The organism is Candidatus Clostridium eludens (assembly GCF_045310515.1).
GTDB lineage: Bacteria > Bacillota > Clostridia > Clostridiales > Clostridiaceae > Clostridium_B > Clostridium_B eludens.
Map to the genome: position 1 here is coordinate 62,034 of NZ_JBJHZX010000009.1, position 19,209 is coordinate 81,242.

General features: G+C 32.0%; 22 protein-coding genes. 21 read left to right on the top strand and 1 reads right to left on the bottom strand.

The genetic code is table 11. The features are described 5' to 3' along the window. Positions 1–12 precede the first annotated feature (12 nt). From ACJDU8_RS07815 to dut, 5 genes are all read left to right on the top strand, one after another. Positions 13–2,232 carry a heavy metal translocating P-type ATPase gene (locus ACJDU8_RS07815; protein ID WP_406791594.1) on the top strand — a complete coding sequence of 740 codons (2,220 nt, stop codon included), beginning with the start codon at positions 13–15 and terminating at the stop codon, positions 2,230–2,232. Then, the gene (locus tag ACJDU8_RS07820; protein WP_406791595.1) at positions 2,233–3,066 is read left to right on the top strand and encodes a hypothetical protein; all 834 of its coding nucleotides are present in this window, start codon (positions 2,233–2,235) and stop codon (positions 3,064–3,066) included. 46 nt (positions 3,067–3,112) lie between these two features. Further along, positions 3,113–3,403, top strand: a complete 291-nt coding sequence (locus ACJDU8_RS07825; protein ID WP_406791596.1) for a hypothetical protein — start codon at positions 3,113–3,115, stop codon at positions 3,401–3,403. A gap of 226 nt (positions 3,404–3,629) precedes the next feature. Further along, positions 3,630–4,316, top strand: coding sequence for an MgtC/SapB family protein (locus ACJDU8_RS07830; RefSeq protein WP_406791597.1), 687 nt, complete (start codon positions 3,630–3,632; stop codon positions 4,314–4,316). Positions 4,317–4,350: 34 nt separating this feature from the next. Continuing rightward, entirely contained in the window at positions 4,351–4,782 is a 432-nt protein-coding gene (gene dut, locus ACJDU8_RS07835; protein WP_406791598.1) for a dUTP diphosphatase, read from the top strand. Between the two features lie 195 nt (positions 4,783–4,977). Here the strand turns inward: dut and ACJDU8_RS07840 are convergent, their stop codons facing one another. Then, positions 4,978–5,712, bottom strand: a complete 735-nt coding sequence (locus ACJDU8_RS07840; protein ID WP_406791599.1) for an MBL fold metallo-hydrolase — start codon at positions 5,710–5,712, stop codon at positions 4,978–4,980. Between the two features lie 144 nt (positions 5,713–5,856). Between ACJDU8_RS07840 and ACJDU8_RS07845 the strand changes: the two genes are divergently transcribed. From ACJDU8_RS07845 to ACJDU8_RS07920, 16 genes are all read left to right on the top strand, one after another. Next, a complete protein-coding gene (locus tag ACJDU8_RS07845; protein WP_406791600.1) occupies positions 5,857–6,222 on the top strand; it encodes a VOC family protein in 366 nt (121 codons plus the stop codon). A gap of 98 nt (positions 6,223–6,320) precedes the next feature. Beyond that, a complete protein-coding gene (locus ACJDU8_RS07850; protein WP_406791601.1) occupies positions 6,321–6,653 on the top strand; it encodes a single-stranded DNA-binding protein in 333 nt (110 codons plus the stop codon). Positions 6,654–6,988: 335 nt separating this feature from the next. Next, the gene (locus tag ACJDU8_RS07855; protein ID WP_406791602.1) at positions 6,989–7,324 is read left to right on the top strand and encodes a hypothetical protein; all 336 of its coding nucleotides are present in this window, start codon (positions 6,989–6,991) and stop codon (positions 7,322–7,324) included. A 341-nt stretch (positions 7,325–7,665) separates the two neighbouring features. Then, positions 7,666–8,508: a flagellin gene (locus ACJDU8_RS07860; protein WP_406791603.1), complete on the top strand. Its 843-nt coding sequence runs from the start codon at positions 7,666–7,668 to the stop codon at positions 8,506–8,508. 456 nt (positions 8,509–8,964) lie between these two features. Further along, positions 8,965–9,366, top strand: coding sequence for a flagellar basal body rod protein FlgB (gene flgB / locus ACJDU8_RS07865; protein WP_406791604.1), 402 nt, complete (start codon positions 8,965–8,967; stop codon positions 9,364–9,366). Positions 9,367–9,377: 11 nt separating this feature from the next. Continuing rightward, positions 9,378–9,809 carry a flagellar basal body rod protein FlgC gene (gene flgC, locus ACJDU8_RS07870; protein WP_406791605.1) on the top strand — a complete coding sequence of 144 codons (432 nt, stop codon included), beginning with the start codon at positions 9,378–9,380 and terminating at the stop codon, positions 9,807–9,809. Between the two features lie 19 nt (positions 9,810–9,828). After that, positions 9,829–10,155, top strand: coding sequence for a flagellar hook-basal body complex protein FliE (gene fliE / locus ACJDU8_RS07875; protein WP_406791606.1), 327 nt, complete (start codon positions 9,829–9,831; stop codon positions 10,153–10,155). 15 nt (positions 10,156–10,170) lie between these two features. Continuing rightward, the gene (fliF, locus tag ACJDU8_RS07880; protein WP_406791607.1) at positions 10,171–11,751 is read left to right on the top strand and encodes a flagellar basal-body MS-ring/collar protein FliF; all 1,581 of its coding nucleotides are present in this window, start codon (positions 10,171–10,173) and stop codon (positions 11,749–11,751) included. Between the two features lie 5 nt (positions 11,752–11,756). After that, positions 11,757–12,773 (top strand): flagellar motor switch protein FliG, encoded by a 1,017-nt coding sequence (gene fliG, locus ACJDU8_RS07885; protein WP_406791608.1) that lies wholly within the window; start codon positions 11,757–11,759, stop codon positions 12,771–12,773. Further along, positions 12,757–13,515, top strand: coding sequence for a flagellar assembly protein FliH (locus tag ACJDU8_RS07890; RefSeq protein ID WP_406791609.1), 759 nt, complete (start codon positions 12,757–12,759; stop codon positions 13,513–13,515). The genes fliG and ACJDU8_RS07890 overlap by 17 nt, the downstream gene beginning before the upstream one ends. A gap of 30 nt (positions 13,516–13,545) precedes the next feature. Beyond that, the gene (gene fliI, locus ACJDU8_RS07895) at positions 13,546–14,859 is read left to right on the top strand and encodes a flagellar protein export ATPase FliI (RefSeq protein ID WP_406791610.1); all 1,314 of its coding nucleotides are present in this window, start codon (positions 13,546–13,548) and stop codon (positions 14,857–14,859) included. Between the two features lie 34 nt (positions 14,860–14,893). After that, positions 14,894–15,325 carry a flagellar export protein FliJ gene (gene fliJ, locus ACJDU8_RS07900; RefSeq protein ID WP_406791611.1) on the top strand — a complete coding sequence of 144 codons (432 nt, stop codon included), beginning with the start codon at positions 14,894–14,896 and terminating at the stop codon, positions 15,323–15,325. A gap of 27 nt (positions 15,326–15,352) precedes the next feature. Further along, positions 15,353–16,852 carry a flagellar hook-length control protein FliK gene (locus ACJDU8_RS07905; protein WP_406791612.1) on the top strand — a complete coding sequence of 500 codons (1,500 nt, stop codon included), beginning with the start codon at positions 15,353–15,355 and terminating at the stop codon, positions 16,850–16,852. A 25-nt stretch (positions 16,853–16,877) separates the two neighbouring features. Beyond that, complete coding sequence (locus tag ACJDU8_RS07910) at positions 16,878–17,588, top strand: flagellar hook capping FlgD N-terminal domain-containing protein (RefSeq protein ID WP_406791613.1); 711 nt, start codon at positions 16,878–16,880, stop codon at positions 17,586–17,588. A gap of 18 nt (positions 17,589–17,606) precedes the next feature. Continuing rightward, entirely contained in the window at positions 17,607–17,999 is a 393-nt protein-coding gene (locus ACJDU8_RS07915) for a TIGR02530 family flagellar biosynthesis protein (protein ID WP_406791614.1), read from the top strand. Positions 18,000–18,095: 96 nt separating this feature from the next. Beyond that, a complete protein-coding gene (locus ACJDU8_RS07920; RefSeq protein ID WP_406791615.1) occupies positions 18,096–19,136 on the top strand; it encodes a flagellar hook-basal body protein in 1,041 nt (346 codons plus the stop codon). Positions 19,137–19,209: the final 73 nt, after the last annotated feature.

Genomic DNA, 19,209 nt, shown 5'->3' on the forward strand with positions numbered 1-19,209 from the left:
GGAGGATGTTAGATGATACTGATGATACTAAGGAAAAATATGCCTCTATTTAAATGTAATGTGGTACACACTATGCCAGGTAGAGTACGGATAAATTGTAGGGCTTTTGGATATTTGAATAAATTTAATCATAAAATAGAAAAAAATTTAACCAATATGAAGTATATAAAAAGTGCTGAAGTGAATAATGTAACTAAAAATGTACTTATATATTATGATAGAAAATTAATATCTCAGGATGAGATTTTGAATTTATTACAAGAGATTATTTCCAGATATTCAATTACTGTATATAAAGGTGAAAGAGAGGATATAGAAAATACAATATCAAAAGTAAAGGAAGTAAGAGAAGAATCCGCTAAGGATATTCTAAAAAGGGTAGCTGTAAATGTAGGAACTTTAAGTTACTCTTTAATTACAAAAGAAAATTGGAATTTAGTGCAAGGTACATCTATGCTTAGCAAATTCACCACAATACCAGCACTAGTAAGTATGGGGCTAATAGCTCCTCTTTTTAGGACTGGAATAGGTTCTTTCAAACACTCTTTAAAGCCTAATGCAGATACTTTAACTATAATTTCAATTATTTCAAGTTTACTTTTGGGGAAGGATGTATCAGCCCTGACAATAATACTATTGTCAGATGTAGCAGAGCTTTTAACCGCATACACCATGGAAAAGACCAGAGACTCTATAAAAAATATGATTGATTTAAACGAGAAGTATGTATGGAAACAGTTAGGGGACAAAACTGTTAGAAAGGTTTCAATAAAAAGTATAAAGGAAAAAGATGTTGTGGCAATACATACAGGGGAAAAGGTATGTGTAGATGGCAAGGTTTTATCGGGAACAGCAATTATAGATGAATCGTCTATAACTGGAGAATTTGAACCAAGTGTAAAAAAGACAGGGAGTTATGTATTTGCAGGAAGTGTGATTAAAAATGGAAATATAACTGTTGAAACTGAAAAAGCTGGTGATAATACAGTAGTATCCAGGATAATACATCTTGTGGAGGAAGCGGCTTCTAAAAAGGCTGCTATACAGGATTATGCAGATAAATTTGCTGGTTACTTAGTGCCATTCAATTTTGTTTTTGCAGGGTTAACATATTTGGCAACAAAAAGTGTTTTTAAGGCACTGAATATGCTTATTATAGATTATTCCTGTGGAACCAAGCTGTCAACAGCTACTGCTTTTTCGGCAGCTGTTAATACGGCAGTTAAAAATGGAGTGCTTATAAAGGGCGGAAATTATATTGAAGCTCTTTCCAAAGCCGATACATTGATATTTGATAAAACAGGAACATTAACTGAAGGCAGGCCTCAAATAGTTACCATAATTCCAACAGATAAGACTATTGCACAAGAAGATATAATAAAAATAGCTGTGGCTGCTGAGGAAACTTCCAGTCATCCTATGGCTAAAGCCATTATCACAAAAGCAGCTCAGTTGGATATGGAAATTCCAAAACATGGAGATATTATTACTTATGTAGGTAGAGGAAATGAAACCACTCTAGATGGAAAAGTAGTAAAAGTAGGTAATAAAGCTTTTATGGAGGAAAATAGCATAAATACTTCTAACTTACAAAGTGAAGAAGAAATGCTTATATCAAGTGGGGAAAGTATAGTATATGTATCTTTTGACAGTAAACTAATTGGACTTATTGGAATACAGGATAAGATGAGAGATAACATGAGAAAAACAATAAATAATTTAAGACATAAAGGTATAGATGAGATAATACTTCTTACAGGAGATTTAAAAGAGCAGGCTGAAATAGTAGTAGATAAAATGGGCATAGATAGTTATGAAGCAGAACTTCTTCCGGAAAATAAGGTCCAAACTGTATTAAAAGTTCAATCCCAGGGTTCAAAAACTGTAATGGTAGGAGATGGTATAAATGATGCACCTGCCCTTGCTTATGCCAATGTAGGAATAGCCCTTGGGGGAAGTAGTACAGACGCAGCTTTAGAAGCATCGGATATTAGTATTCAAGGAAATGATCCTATGATGTTGGCTTCTGTTATAGATTTATCAAACAAAACTATGAATATAGTGAGACAAAATTTTGGTCTTGTAATAAGTATAAATAGTTTGGGACTTATGTTGAGTGCCGCAGGAGTACTTCCTGTGTTTTGGGGTGCGGTACTCCATAATTCAAGTACCATACTTGTAGTTTCTAATTCGTTAAGATTGCTTTTTCATAATATGGAAAGGGGTATATAGATGGAACAACCTAAAATAACAATTTTATATAGAACAAATAATAGATTAAGATTAAAGTTATCTCATCCGCTGCGAGATGTAAAACAAGCTATTCTTAAAATGGAGGAAAGAGATGGAGTAAAGAGAGTAGAGTATAATCCTGTTACTAAATCTGTACTTATACATTATAACTTGTTAAAAATAGAATTAGAAGAAGTAATTTTAAGAATGGTAATTAGCTATTCTAAACAGTATGATATGGTGCCAGTAAAATTGGTAAGTAATACACCTACAAGAGATATACCTTCTCTTGCCATGTATTCTGTGGGCTTCATTATAGCAGCTGCAGCTATAAAGTTTTTAGAGGTGAATTCAAATAAGAATATAAGAGATTTATTGAACTGGGCTGCCCTTGGTACTACGGCAGGGGCTATAGTAGAACATGGATACAATGAAATAAATGAAAAAGGTGCATTTGATCCAGAGGTGGTTTCTATTATGTATCTTCTGAATTCCATAGGTAAGAAGAACTTTATATGGGCATCTGCGCTTACCTGGATAACTACTTTCGGCAGACATATATTGGATTTTCGCTATGATGAATTGTCTATAAAAGTTAAAGAATTTAAAGATGTATGTACAAATGAAATTTATTTTCAAATATCTCTTTATCATGGAGATGAATTGTATAAAAAGATGAATTTTGTAAGGGCATTTTTAACCAATTTCATTGATAGGCAAAATTTTTGTTGTGGTGGTAATATACTTATGAATAAATATGGAATGGGCACAAATAGAGGCGGACATGACAATTTTAATAAAAAATGCAGCGAAATTATAGTAAATAATTTTTAAATTTAAAATAAATTTTATTTAGTTTAACGTTAAGGAGGAAAAAATCATGTTACAAGCAATTAACAGCGCTCATATTAAAGGGGCATTAGTGGGGGTAGGAGTATGTACAGTAGGATATTACATATATAGGAGGAATCAAAGACAGGTAGATTCTTTCTTAAAGGAAAAAGGAATAGAAGTATGTAAAAATACATCTAAAAGTTATAAATCTATGTCTCTAGAAGAACTTATGGAAACTAAGGAGTTAATAGAGGATATAATAGCAGAAAGACAATTAAGCAGTGAAGAAGCCCGAGAAGTTAAAGAGGCGGCAGATACTACTGTTGAAGCAGACTAATAATTCAGGTGATTCCCCATAAAATTTCATGGGGGATTTTTTTAATGTCTTTTAATTTTAATGTAATATTTATGTTGGAAATTTGTTACTTTAACTATAATTTGTGATATACTATATGTCAAACAATTTTTTATTTTGTTTATTACAGGTGCAAATTAATCAATATTTATTGAAGTTTTGAATAATATATAGTCTATATATCAAAACTAAATGGGGGTGAGTGGAAATGGCTTTAACAGATTTTTTGTTGAGAGTAATCATAGCTCTTGTTTTAGGCGCAGTCATTGGAATTGAGAGACAATATAGACATAGAATAGCTGGAATTCATACTAATGCATTAGTGTGTGTAGGTTCCTGTTTATTTGTATTTTCTTCTTTTTTAATAGATACAGGAGATAAAACACGTATTGCAGCCCAGGTAGTTACCGGTGTAGGATTTTTGGGCGGCGGTGTAATAATGAGAGATGGATTTACTGTAAAAGGGTTAAATACTGCAGCTACATTATGGTGTACAGCGGCAATTGGAGTATTGACAAGTGTAGGTGATTTTACCTATGCTTTTATAGGGGCATTGGTTATAGCAATTTTCAATAGTTTGTCCGGCCCTATATCTAAGGCTATATATAAAATAAAATCACCGGAAAATGAAGAAGAGTATTATTTGTATACCATAAGCATAAAGTGTGATGAAAACGAGGAATTTCATATAAGAACTCTTTTAATGCACATGGTAGCTGAAGAAAAAGTAGTGCTCAGAAATTTGGAAAGTGATAATACTGAGACCCCTGGAATTGTATTTGTAACATCCAAAGTTATGAGCATGGGAAAAAATGATATGTGTATAGAAAAAATAGTAAGCAGGATAAGTTTGGCCTCAGGAGTTTTTGCAATTGGATGGGAAGTGAGTCATTAACATTTTTAAATTTGAAAGGGTGAGTTACTTATTTATGAAGTTATTAGTAAAAAGAATTAACCAAAAAGCTATTATACCATTCTATGCCCATGAAGGAGATGCAGGTCTTGATCTGTTTTCCGTAGAGGAAGTCTTAATAAAACCTATGGAAAGAAAATTAGTATCCACAGGTATAAAAATTCAACTTCCAACAAATACAGAGGGTCAGCTCAGGCCAAGAAGTGGACTTGCACTGAAACATGGTATTACCCTGTTAAATTCACCGGGAACTATAGATGAAGGGTATAGAGGTGAGATAAAAGTTCTTATGATAAATTTAGGCCAGGAAGATTTCCTAATTGAAAAAAGTATGAAAATCGCTCAGATGGTTGTAAAACCAGTAGAGCGGGTATTGGTAGAGGAAGTAAAGGAGTTAAAGGATACAGAAAGGGGAGAAGGGGGTTTTGGTTCCACAGGAACTATTTAATATAAGTTATTAGTTAAGAATTAAGAATGAAGAGTGAAGGAGAATTTTTCTCTACTTTGTTGCGAAAAATTTTAAATTTAAAGTTTCGAAGAAATTATATTTTAGATTTTCTGAAGTTTTAGCGAAAGAAAATCATCCATAACTTTTAATTCTTAACTCTTAATTCTTAACTTTTAGCCAAATTTTCTTATAACTTTAAAATTCGAATAATTGTCCCTTGTGTGTTATAACTAAAGATCTGGAAGAATTATTTTTCGTAAGTTCTGCGAAGTCTTTTGTGATGGAATATTTATCCCAAAAGTGCATTGGTATAAAAAATTTAGGCTTAAGTTCATTTATAAAATATTCTCCCCCAGAAGAATAATATTCTCCAAGTCTTGGATCTAAAGGGAAAAATGCAAAATCTATAGTTTCATCTTTTAATGTGCTTATTTCTTTTTCAAAATTTTCTTTGGCAGTTTTTTGTTCTTCCTTCGAATCCTCTTTCCAGTACCATAAATTTAAATCCCCAGCATGGAATATACTCACTCCATCAATTTTTATAAAAAAGGACACACCTATATCTGTAGAACCATAAGCTTTTATATATACGTTATTTAAATTTATATTTTCATAGGGAGATAAGCTATAGTAATTTTTTTTAGAATTGGTGATTTGTATATCACTGCTAAATATATACTTTATATTGGGGTTTGATTCTTGCCATTTCAATATTATTGGATTGAAGTGATCAGGATGGCTGTGAGAGGAGAAGACTAAGATGTTTTTTTTATCTTTTATAATATCTTTAGAAATGAGTCCATTTTCTAAGGTGTGTTTGCAGGAGTTTAAAGAATCTTTATAGTAGTCAAATATTAAAAAATGATTTAAAGTTTCTACTGCAAAGCTGCTGTGATATAAATAATAAATTTTAATATTATAGTTTTTCATAAATTTTCACCTACCATGTAATTTGAATTATTATTATTATATCATAACAATGTACATATTAGTTTTGTGGAATTTTCTGGTTCACACAGGTAAGGATATGAGATATAATTGTAGCAAATAAAACATATACGAGGAGTGATAACTATGAGATTTGTATTTGACCACAATAATATAAATGTATTAAATTTAGAAAAAAGTATAAGATTTTATGAAGATGCTCTTAATTTTAAAGAGATAAAAAGAAAAGAAGCAGGTGATAAAAGTTTTATACTGGTATTCATGGGAGATGGGACAGGAAAATATCAGATGGAACTTACATGGCTTAGAGATAGAATAGAACCTTATAACCTTGGGGACAATGAAATTCATATGGCTGTTAGGACAGATGATTTAAAAGCTGCTTATGCTCACCACAAAAAAATGGGGTGTATATGTTATGAAAATAAAGAAATGGGACTTTATTTTATAGCCGATCCAGATAGTTATTGGACGGAAATTTTAGGTATGTAGGAGAAACATTTTAATATTTTTATCTTGTAAAATCTTTTACTGAATAAAATCTTTCAGAAGGGATATAATTATAAAAAAATTACTTGGAGGTTAAGGTATTGAATAATGTTAATCTTATTGGCAGGCTCACAAAGGATGCACAAATAGTTGAAATGAAAGATGGTAATAGAAGTGTTATAAACTTTATTTTAGCAGTTACTAAGGATTTTATGAATGATAAAGGTGAAAGAGAAGCAGACTTTATTCCTGTTTCTTATTGGACCAATCATGCAGATAAGTTGTGTTCATATTTAAAAAAAGGCAAACTTATAGGTATAAATGGCAGGATATGTGCCAGAAGCTATGTCAAAGAAGAAATAAAAAAATACGTTACTAGTGTAGAGGCACATAAAATTCAATTTTTAGAACATAATAAGGAAGCTTTAGCATAATTTAAGTATTATTGTTTAAGGCATGTAAATTAAGGCGGAACTAGATAAGTTTCGCCTTGTGTAATTGTGTCTTCAATTATGCCATTTTACCTCAATGCAGCGATTAGCTAACGCCTCTAACTTCTTCAAAGTTGAGGATGATAATCACTGTTGTGCATCTACATAACTCTTTTTAAGGTTCAGGTGGAGGAAAGCATTTCTTTAGTTTAATTGACAGAATAATGATTCCCTTGATAAAATATAACTATAAAGGTAACATTAATTTTAATTTTTAGATTAACTATATATTTCATTAAATTGCTAAAAATTATCTAAGAAGGGTGAGGGTTAGTTTCATGGAGAAGCAAAAAATACTTATGAGTAAGGATTGTATAGATAAGTTAACTTTAGGACTGAAAAGTATAAAGGTAAGTACAACAAATAAATTTGTAATAAAAGAAGTAGAAAAATTATTAAATTTGTTAAAAGATGAGTTAAATAGAGATAATATTCCCCTTAAAGATAGAATACAAGAAAAAATGAAAGAAACAAAGGGACTAGATCCAGATATGAATGCTAATTTATATATATTGTACCGAAATTTAGATAGTGGACATATTAATGAAGAACAGGCTCGAGAACTGTTTGAAACTTACGTGAAAATGGAGTCCTATAGTAAAAAAATTTATTAGGGTAATTTTTTCTAAAGCATTTTCTAAGTATTGCCGATAATAATTTTAATAGTTGTAGTGAAAATATTTTAAATTCGTATACTTCTGTTGAACTCAGTGGGCTAAATGTAAAAAATGTTTTTATAATCTGTATCAAGTGTAAGTGCGGAAATGTCAGATGGTGTTACTAGAAATGTGGAGGTTACTTGAGAGTATCAACAAGATGTAAAATATGCAGGGGTATATATTTGTTAAGGTACTGTGTAAAGGTATAGTAAAGGGGCTAAGTTTGTATTAACAGTAACATAATTAAAATTAGCTTTTAATCTGATATATCTTATATACTTAAGGAGGTGAATCTTATGAGATTAAATTACAATATGCCAGCCTTGATTATGAATTTAGTGCAAAGACAGGCCTTGAACAGGCAAAGCAATAATTCCAGCAGGATATCCAGTGGATATAAAGTAATTACAGCTAAAGATAATCCTAGTGCATTAGTAAAAAGCGAAAATATAAGAATGCAAATAGGAGGGCTTCAATCTGCTACTAAAAATGTTCAAGATGGTGTAAGTATGCTGCAAAGTGCAGAAGGTGGCCTGCAGGAAATTACAAGTATGATTCAGAGAGTAAGAGAGCTTACTGTACAGGCGGGGGGATCAGTTAATGAAGATGATAAAAAAATAATACAGAATGAAATAGACGAAACAGTAGAAGGAATAAATTCCATGGCAAATAGTACAGAATTTAATGGATTAAAATTATTAGGACAGAATAAAACTTTAAGTATGCCAGTAGGAGGTAATTCAGGAGAGAGTGTGAACATACCACAGGTAGATTTAACTAATAGTGGGGAAAGTGTTATTTCAGATTTGTATAAGATTAAAACAGGAGGGGGTAAGGATATATTAAGTGGAGATAATAGCAGTGCATTAAATGCTATAGATAACTCTTTAAATACTATACTTTCCTTGAGAAGTCAATATGGTGCTCTTGAAAACAGATTTCAAACTAGCTATGATAATATGCAGGCTTTAACTGATAGTATGACTGATGCAGACAGCAGTATAAGAGATTGTGATATAGCAGAAGAAATGATGAATTATTCTAAAGAAGACATAATTGTACAGGCATCCACTGCTATGATTGTACAAGCTAATAAGTTGCCTCAGGACGTTTTAAAAATATTGCAAAATATTGGGTGATATAATAGTTTAATGTAAAAATATAAGAGATACTTATTTTTGTAAAGTTTATAAAATAAGTATCTCTTGTATTTTTATATCGACATAAAATTATAACATAGTAATAATTACAAAATAATATAGACTGATTAAGTGTAATAAGAACTTTAATATTATTAATTGGTGTGGTATAATTTGTATTGATAGGTAGTATATATACTTTATTTTGTGCTAATATTGAATTTGTCTAAATAATTAGACAATTATTTACTCTAGTCGTCATAATGGTTCTGACATATAACTTTTAAGTAGCATATTTTTTTTTTTTTTTTTGCATATTTAGGTGGATTGTAGTATGCAATTATGTTAAAATAAAGTATATTAGGTAGAAGTTTTAATTAAAAGTAAAATAAGATTAAAAATTTAATACATATATATAAAAATGCCTAATATTTTCATGGAAAGGAGAAAATTACAGTGTATGTAGGGAATATGTCAAATGATGAATTAGTAAGTACTTTATTGGAAAAAGGACTGGATGCTGCATCGGAAAGAAGTAAAGCTATATCTGATAACATAGCAAATATAAATACTGCAGGATATAAGAGAAAGTATGTTACTTTTGAAGAATCTTTAAAAAATAGCATGTATGATTTAGAACTTAAAACAGATAATGAAAGGCATATTAAATTGGGCAGTGATTATGGTGAGATAGAAACTAAAACGGATAATAGCGGCAGTATGAGGCAAGATGGAAATAATGTGGATATAGATGTTGAAGAAGTAAATCAAGCGGCTAATACTCTTATGTATAATGCACTGGTAAGTCAAGCTAATAGTAAATTGTCTATGGAGCGTTATGTAATAAATGAAAAATAAGGAGAATAGTTATGATTCAGGCTTTCAATACATTAAGAATAAGTGCCAGTGGTCTTTCAGCAGAGAGACTTAGAATGGATACCATAGCTTCTAATATGGCCAATGCAGAAACTACAAGAGGAGCTGATGGCAATCCTTACAGGAGAAAAGTAGCAGTATTTCAGGAAAATTTAGATAAAGAATTAAATAAAAATGGTCAATATGAAGATGTGCCTCTTGGAGTAAAAGCCGTTGGAATAGTTGCAGATACCTCGCCATTTAAAAGAGTATATGATCCCACTAATCCAGATGCAGATGCAGGTGGATATGTATCTATGCCCAATGTAAATATATTAAATGAAATGGCAGATATGATGGCAGCTACCAGATCTTATGAGGCAAATGTAAGTGCTATTGAGGCAGAAAAAAGTATGTTTTCCAAAGCTTTAGACATAGGAAAATAAAGGAGGATAAAATACATAGATGAAAATGAATGAGTATGTACCTAACAGCAGTATATTTGATTTTAATAAAGTGCAGCAAAATAACAATATAGATAATAGTGATAAAAGCCAGAATGAAAATTCCATATCTGACTTTGCTTCTGTACTAAAAAATAAATTGGATGAAGTAAATACCCAACAAGTACAAGCAAACAATAGTACTAAAGAGTTTATAGAAGGAGATAGAAGTGATATACATAATGTTATGCTGGATACTGAGAAGGCAAAAATGTCATTAGAACTTGCGGTACAAATTAGAGATAAATTTGTGGAAGCATATCAGGAATTAAGCAGAACACAGTTTTAGAAGGAGTGCTAATTAATGGGCAAGCTATCACAGATTTTTAAAAATTTGGTAGATAAATTCAAAAAACTCAGTAAGAATAAAAAGATAGCTTTTGGAGTTATAACAGCTGGAGTTATAGCAGCAATTATATTTGGTGGAATATCCTTAGGAAAAACAAAATATGCAGTACTGTTTTCTAATATGGATTCCAGTGACTTAGCAGCAGTCTATAAGCAACTTCAGACAGATAAAGTAGATGTTAAAGTGCAGGGTAATTCAATTTTAGTACCTGAAAATGAGGTAGATGCGGATAGAATGAAAGTGCTTTCAGAAGTTCAGATGACCAATGGAAGTCAGGGATTTGAATTATTCGACAAAAGCAGTCTGGGAAGCACAGATGCTGAAATTAAGATAAATTATCAAAGGGCTCTCCAGGGAGAACTGGAAAGAACCATAAAATCCCTTCCGGCAGTAGAAAATGCCAGGGTACATCTTGTATTACCGGATGATACTGAATTTGTGAAAGATACAAGTCCCGGGAGTGCATCGGTAACTTTAAAATTGAAACCGGGACAACAATTAAGTCAGGACCAAGTAAGAGCATTAGTTTCTTTAGTATCTGGTAGTGTGAAAAATTTACCTAAAGAAAATGTACAAGTTATAGATGATAATATGACTTTATTGTCTAAAAATTTATTTGATAATGAAGGTAATAGTGCTGACAGTACTATACCTGCTGAAAAGCAGCAGCAGCTTAAACAGGAGTATGAGAAAAGTTTAGAGAAAAATCTTTTAAGTATGTTAGAAGCTGTATATGGAAAGGATAAAGTTCAGGTAAAAGTAAATGCAGATTTAGACTTTGATGCTGTACAGCAGGATTCTACAACTTATGATCAAAAAAGTGTTGTAGTAAGTGAGCATACAATAAATGATACAAATACAGGAAGTACAAATAATGCAGCAAGTAGTCCTGTAGATAACAATATGAGCAATACAACTACTAATAATATAAATAATGGAAATTCAACTCATAACGAGGTTACTAGAAATTATGATGTACCTACGGTAGAGCAAAAAACTGTAAAAGCACCGGGTAGTGTAAAACGACTTACAGCATCAATTGCACTGGATGGAAATGTAGATGATGCCACAAAGACATCTATAAGAAATCTGGCGGTTTCTGCCATAGGCTATGATGGTAATAGAGGTGATACTATAAGTGTGGAGGGAATACCTTTTGATACAACTGCACAGGACAACGCAAAAAAAGATATGCAGGATATGCAAAAAGCCGAACAACAGGCAAGCAGAAACAGGCTATTTGCTATTATAGGGGGCATAGCGGCAGTAATAATTGCCATAGTAGTTGGAGTTGTACTTTGGAGAAGAAAACATGAAGAAGATGAATTATTGGAAGGTGACATTAGAGAGGGTATAGATGTAGTTGTGGGTGATGAAGATACTCAGGTTAATGAAAAAATTAAATTTAAGCCTTTAGAATTTGAACAAGATACTGAAGATACTCATATTGAAAAAGAAATAAAAAAATATGCAAAGGATAAACCTGAACAGGTTGCGGATATAATAAAATCATGGTTAGCTGAAGATGAGAGGTGATAAAAATGGCCAGAGACAATCAAAAGTTAACTGGTGTACAGAAAGCAGCCATATTGTTTATAACTCTTGGACCGGAAGCTGCCGCAGGAATACTGAAGAAATTGCCAGAGGCTGAGATACAAAAGATAACTTATGAAATAGCCAATATTAACTCGGTAAAATCAGAACAAAAGAAGGATATACTTCAAGAATTTATGCAAATGAATAAAGCTAAGGATTATTTGCTAGAGGGAGGAGTAGAATATGCCAGGAACCTTTTATCAAAAGCACTTGGCAGTCAGAGGGCTCTGGAAATATTGGATAAAGTTATAGAAGCAACTCAGCAATTCAGGCCTTTTTCTATAGCTAGAAAAGCAGATGCCCATCAACTTTTAAATATAATAGCGGATGAACATCCCCAGACTATAGCGCTTATACTTTGTTATCTTCAGTCAGATAAGTCTGGGCAGATACTGTCTGCACTTCCTGAAAATATGCAAGCTGAGGTTGCGTATAGAATAGCTACAATGAGTAATATCTCACATATGGTAGTAAAAGAAATAGAAAAGGTACTGGATGCTAAACTGTCTTCTGTAGTTAAATCGGATATAAAAGTAATTGGTGGTGTGGAAACAATTGTGGATATATTGAATCAAGTAGATAGGACTACAGAAAAAAATATTACAGAGAGCTTGGAAAAACAGGATGCTGAATTGGCAGAAAAAATCAAGGAATCCATGTTTGTGTTTGAAGATATTATTACACTGGACGACGTATCTATTCAAAGAGTACTTAGGGAAGTTGATACAAAAGAACTTTCATTGGCACTTAAAGGATGTTCTGAAGAAGTGTCAGAGACTATATTTAGAAATCAGTCTAAAAGAGCTGCTGCTGCATTAAAAGAAGATATAGAATTTTTAGGGCCTGTTAGGCTTATGGATGTGGAAAAGTCACAGCAGAGAATTGTAAATGTTATAAGAAGATTGGACGAAGCTGGTGAAATAGTTCTGGCAAGAGGTGGAGAGGATGCGATCATCATATAGAATCATAAAAGGTGACATTATAAGTGGAAATGGCATCAAAAATATAGTTACAATATTTGAAAAAAATATTGAAGAAAATGGAACTAATTCAATTATCAATAGTTATGAAAAAATAATACAATCTATGATAGAAGATGCTAGGAGAAAAAGAGAAAAAATACTTTCTAAAGCCTATGAAGAGGCCGGAAAAATTGAAGAAGAAGCTTATAAAAGTGCAAGTGAAAGAGGATATAAGGATGGGTGCGAAAAGGGATATGAAGAGGCATTTAAAAAAGCTTACCAGGAAGGATATGCTAAAAATATAGAAAAGGCTAGAATCGAGGGAGAAGATATAAAAAATAAAGCAAGTTTAATCTTAAAAGCTTCTGTAGAGGAAAAAAATAGATATTTAAAGGAAAAAGAAGAAGAAATTAAAAAATTCATAATAAATGTAATAGAAAATATTTTAAAGCAAGAGATTAAGAATAATGACAGCTTAAATAATATAGTATTTAATGAACTTTTACAGGTTAGAAATACTGAGACTTTTATAATAAAAAGCAGAAAGAAATATTGTGATGAGTTTAAAAAGGAAATTGACATATGGAGAGAAAGGCTTCCATTTAAAGGAGATATTTTTATAATACCGGATGAAACTGTAGAAGAAGGTACTGTAGTTATAGAAAAAAATAATGGCAAAAGTGTTTTTTCCATAGATATAGCCATGAAAAAAATAAGAGAGATATTTAAAAGTGTAGAATAATATATGTCTTTAATTTAAGGTGATGGTTAAGTGATAAACTTTTATGAATTAAACAGGAAAGTAAAGGTAGCTAGTTTTACCTATCAAGAAGGAGTTGTAAAAAAGGTTATAGGATTAACTATAGAGGTGGAAGGTATAAGGGCTTTTGTGGGAGAGGTATGTAATGTATATAACGAGGATAATGGCAGTATAGCTTGTGAAGTAGTTGGATTTAAGGAAAAAGATGTAATATTAATGCCGCTAGGAGAACTTACTGGAATTTCTCCAGGATGTAGAGTTGTACCTGGCAGAAGACCTTTAAGTGTAAAATGTTCAGAAAAGTTATTCGGGAAGGTTTTAGACGGACTTGGTAATCCACTTGAACAAGATACAATTTCATCTGGCGTTTTATATGAATTAGATACAGATCCGCCAGATCCACTAAAGAGAAAGAGAATTAAGCAGGTAATTTCTACAGGAATACGAGCTATAGATGGATTTTTAACCTGTGGAGAAGGCCAGAGAATTGGTATATTTGCAGGAAGCGGTGTAGGAAAAAGTACAACCCTCGGCATGATTGCCAGATATGCGGAGGCGGATGTAAATGTAATAGCACTTATAGGTGAAAGAGGAAGAGAAGTTAGAGATTTTATAGAAAAAGACCTGGGAGAAGAAGGATTGAAAAAATCTATTATAGTATGTGCTACTTCAGATAAGCCAGCATTAGTTAGGCTAAAGGGGGCTTTTACAGCTACAGCTATTGCAGAGTATTTTAGAGATAAGGGCAAAAAAGTAATACTTATGATGGATTCAGTTACCAGATTCGCTATGGCTCAAAGAGAAATTGGCCTTGCAGTTGGGGAACCTCCTGCTACCAAAGGATATACTCCTTCTGTTTTTGCAAAACTTCCAAGACTTATGGAAAGAGCAGGAATGTCAGATAAAGGTTCTATCACTGCCTTTTATACAGTTCTTGTAGATGGAGATGATTTAAATGAACCTATTGCAGATGCCGTTAGAGGTATACTAGATGGACACATAGTGCTGTCCCGCTCCTTGGCTAATAAAAATCATTATCCAGCCATAGATGTATTGGCCAGCATAAGCAGGCTTATGTCGGAAATAACCCAAGATGCACATAAGAAAAGTGCTTCTTTTGCAAGAGACATGCTGTCTATATATAAAAATTCTGAGGACTTAATAAATATAGGAGCTTACATTAGGGGAAACAACACTAATATTGATATGGCAATAAATTATTATGACAGTATAATAAATTATTTAAAGCAGAGAATGGATGAATACTCCTCATTTAACAATAGTGTAAGTAGATTGAACGGCATGTTTAATTTAGGGGGTAATTGAGATTAATGTTTTTACTTAAACAAGGAGGGGTAATTTGAAAGGATATAGGTTTAGGCTTCAAAAACTTCTTGATATGAGGGTGGATAAAGAGGAAGAAAGTAAGATACAATTTCAACAGGCTCAAAATGAAAGCTTGAAGACAAAAGAAAAACTTATACAAATGGAAGAAACCTATAAAAAGTATAATAATATTTCAAGTGGATCTATTATAGAACAAAAGATAAGACATATTTATATTAAGAACTTAACTTACAATATAAATGAAACCATTGAAGAACTACAAGAAAAAGAAAAAATTGTAGAAAGTAAAAGAGAAGAATTAAAGCAAAGGCAAATGGATAGAAAAACTGTAGAAATATTAAAGGATAAAGATATAGACACTTTTAAAAAGGAACAAAATAGAATTGAACAAAATTTGAATGATGAATTTGCCCTTTATGGATTTATTAGGAGTTTAAGGAGATGATAATTAGTGAAAGGAGGTGAAAGATAAATGATAAGCTTAAATTGTGTACAGTTAGCCAGTATTGATTCCAGTACTAAAGGTTTAGCCTCTGCTAGTAGTAAATCATCCAGTGATACTTCACAAGATTTTAATACCACATTGAAAAAATCTTCAGATAATTCTCAAAATAGGACTTCGAAAGTCCAAGATGTGTCTGACAGTAAATCAGCAGATGAAATCACTGAAGATTCAAATGATACTTCAAAAGACATAAAATCCGTTAACAAAGATGGCAGTAGTAAGAAAGTGGAGTTAAGTGAAAAATTGAAAGGTGATTTAAAGAAAGCTGGTTTTAGTGATGAAGATATAAAGGAATTGGAGGAAAAGTTATCTCAAGGAAGTATAAGTGAAAATAGTTTAATGTACTTAATTAATGTGCTGCTTAAAAATGATGATAACTTGAATCTACAGGGAAATAGCAGTGATTTTACAGATGAAATAAGCAATAAAATAAGCAGTGAAATTTCGCAGAATTTAAATTATATTACTGCAGATAACAAAGAACAAAATACAGGTTTTTCTAGTGAAGATATAGTATCAAAAGTGGTGAAAGAAAATTTAAATGATCTTTGTGATATTTTAGAGCAATTTGGAACATCCAAAGAATTCGATAAAAAGCTTATGGAAAAATTAAGCAGTAATATTTTGTCTAAGTTAGCTCAGGAAGGGAATGTATCTGATAAGGTTAAAAGTGAAGTCAATGCTGCATTGTCAAAAGAATTGAACTTAAATACGCTGCAGGAAGGGTCAATTGGGAACCTATATGGATTTAAAATACAAAATCAGGATACTTCTAACCAGGTGAATATAAATACAGCTAATTTATTTACATCAGCAAAAGAGGAATCCAGTGAAAATATTTCTAAGAAGGGTTCTAATAATTCTTCAGCAGGAAATAATGAATCATTCACAGGAAGTAGAACATCCAGCAGTGAAGAAGATGTATTGAAAAAGATCATAGAGGGAGATACAGGAGATAGGATTTCTAAAGCTATTAATTTCATGTCTCAGTTTAAAAGTTTAAACACAGATAATTCTATACAAAATTTACAAGATATAGTTATAAATAAGAATTCTTTCGATTCAGACATAATAAAAACTTTAAAATATATGGATGTGAATAATGTTAAAGAATTAACCGTAAAGATAAATCCTAAAGAACTGGGGGAAATTACTATAAATCTTACTATGCAGGAGGGGAAATTAAAGGCAGTGTTAACAGCTTCAAACAAAGAGGCCTATAATCTTTTAAATGCCAATTTACAGGATATATCTAATAAAATTCAAACTAATGATATAAAAATTCAAGGATTGTCTTTAAATATATACAATGAAGATGCTACTTTTTTCAGAGATGAAAGTGGAAAAGAACAGTATAAAGATAATAGTGGGCAAAATAAAAATTCAACTTTAAACAATATATCAGAAGATAGAGAAATAGTGCAAAATAATTATTATGACAATAATAATGTAAATATATTGGCTTAGCTTGAAATTATAAAGGAGGTAAAAAATGTCAACATCAGTAAATACTAATACTTCTGATGATAGTGCTAAATATTATTCTGTTTCATCTACAAATTCAAGTACTACTGCAAATGGAACTAAAATAGTAAAAAGCGGTCAGGACATAGATGAAAATATGTTTTTGAAAATATTGTCTGCGGAACTTTCCAACCAGGATCCAACTGACAGCAGTTCTCAAAGCTCAACGGAATATATAAGTCAGCTGGCACAATTTTCTGGTCTTCAGCAGATGACTAATTTGAACAGTACAAATAAGATTAGTACGGCAAATTCACTTATAGATAAAAGTGTAACTTTAAGCGATACAGACTCCCAAGGAAATTATATTACAGGAAAAGTAGTTGGTGTAGTGAAGGATGGAGATAATGTAGAACTTAAGGTAGTGACAGGCACAGAGACAGACTCTGCTGGAAGTACATCCTATACAACTGAGAACTTTAATATAGATGATTTGACTCAGGTAGATGATTCTAATGCATATAATACAACTGCAAGTGATACTATGCTTTTAAGTGCTACTTCTCTTATAGGTAAACAAGTTGAGACAAGCCAGACAGATGACAGCGGAAATTATTACAGTGGAGTTGTTCAATCTGTATCTAAGGGAACAGATGGCATAACTGTAAAAGTAAAAATTTCTGACAGTGAAACTAAAGATTTTTACTTTGATCAGATTTCAAAAGTGGAAAATTCATAAAAAGTGAGTGTGATATCCATGGCATATAGAATTATTAATGGTAAATTGCACTTTGTCGGGGACTTACCTCAAGTATGTAATAAACAAAATTATATAAAAAATACTTCGAATAAAGTATCTTTTAAAGATACTTTCAACAGTGAAATGGATAAAGCAAATAGTTTTACCATATCAAAGCATGCTGCGGAAAGACTTAAAAGTAGAAATGTAAATTTAAGTAAAAATGATATGAAAAATATAAATTCTGCTATAAATAGGGCGGAAAATAAAGGATGTAGGGAATCTGCACTGCTTTATAAAGATACAGTATTTATTACTTCTATAAAAAACAGAACTGTGATTACAGCTGTGGATAAGAATTCTAGCAGTGATAATGTATTTACTAATATAGATAGTATGGTGATAGTGTAATTGATTATTAAATGGCTGGACCTTAGGGAAGCCAGGTTTCGTGGAGAGATTGAAGCGGAACAAAACTATTAAATTTAAAATTGGAGGGAAATATATATGTTACCATCATTGTATTCAGGAATTAGTGGACTTAGGGCTAATCAACAAAAATTAAATATAATCGGAAATAATATAGCCAATTCATCTACCACGGGATTTAAAACGCAGAGTATGAATTTTCAGGATATGATAAGCCAAAATCTTTCAGATCCAAGTGCTCCCAGCAACAGCATTGGGGGAGTTAATGGAAAACAGAGCGGTCTTGGGGTGAAGATAGGAGGTATAAGTACAGATTTTACCACAGGAAGTATGGAAACTACAAATAGAAATTTGGATTTTGCCATAGATGGTACTGGATATTTTGTAGTGGGTACGGGGGCATTAGGAACAGATTCTACTACAACAGGAGTTGGAATTGACACTTCTGATAATATATTAAATGGGAGTGGGGCAACTGCACCCACAGATACAGTAACTCCCTATTACACAAGAGACGGAGCCTTTTCTCTGGATGAATATGGTAATCTTGTGACGGCAGATGGCCATAGGGTTATGGGATATCAGGTAACGGATGGCACTAATGCCGCCACTATAACATATAATAAAAGTTCACAGAATACTATAGCTTTTGCAGATGGTAGTGGTACTGTAACAGCAGTTACAGGTCAATTGGTACCCTTATCTATTCCGGATTCTGTAACTAAAAGTACTGGGGAGGTAAAAGTTAAAACTTTTTCTGTGGGGTCAGATGGTTACATAACAGCACAGCTGGCAGATGGAACAACAGCTGCCCTAGGACAGATAGCTATGGTGTCCTTTCAAAATGAAAGTGGCCTCTTAAAACAAGGGTCGAATTTGTATACTGCATCTTCAAACTCAGGTCAGCCTATAGTAAGAACCGGAAAAGGGGATACTACCATTGCTGATAACAGTGGAGGTTATGGAGACATGTCCCAGGGAATGCTTGAAATGTCAAATGTGGATCTGGCCCAACAGTTTACAGATATGATAATAGCAAGCAGAGCTTTTCAGGCAAATGGAAAGATAATAACTACAGATGATGACATACTTCAAGATTTAATAAACTTGAAGAGATAATTAAATTTTAATTTGAAAATATATTGACTTAATAAATGTAGGTAAGTGACCCTGTAGATTGTCAATATATTTT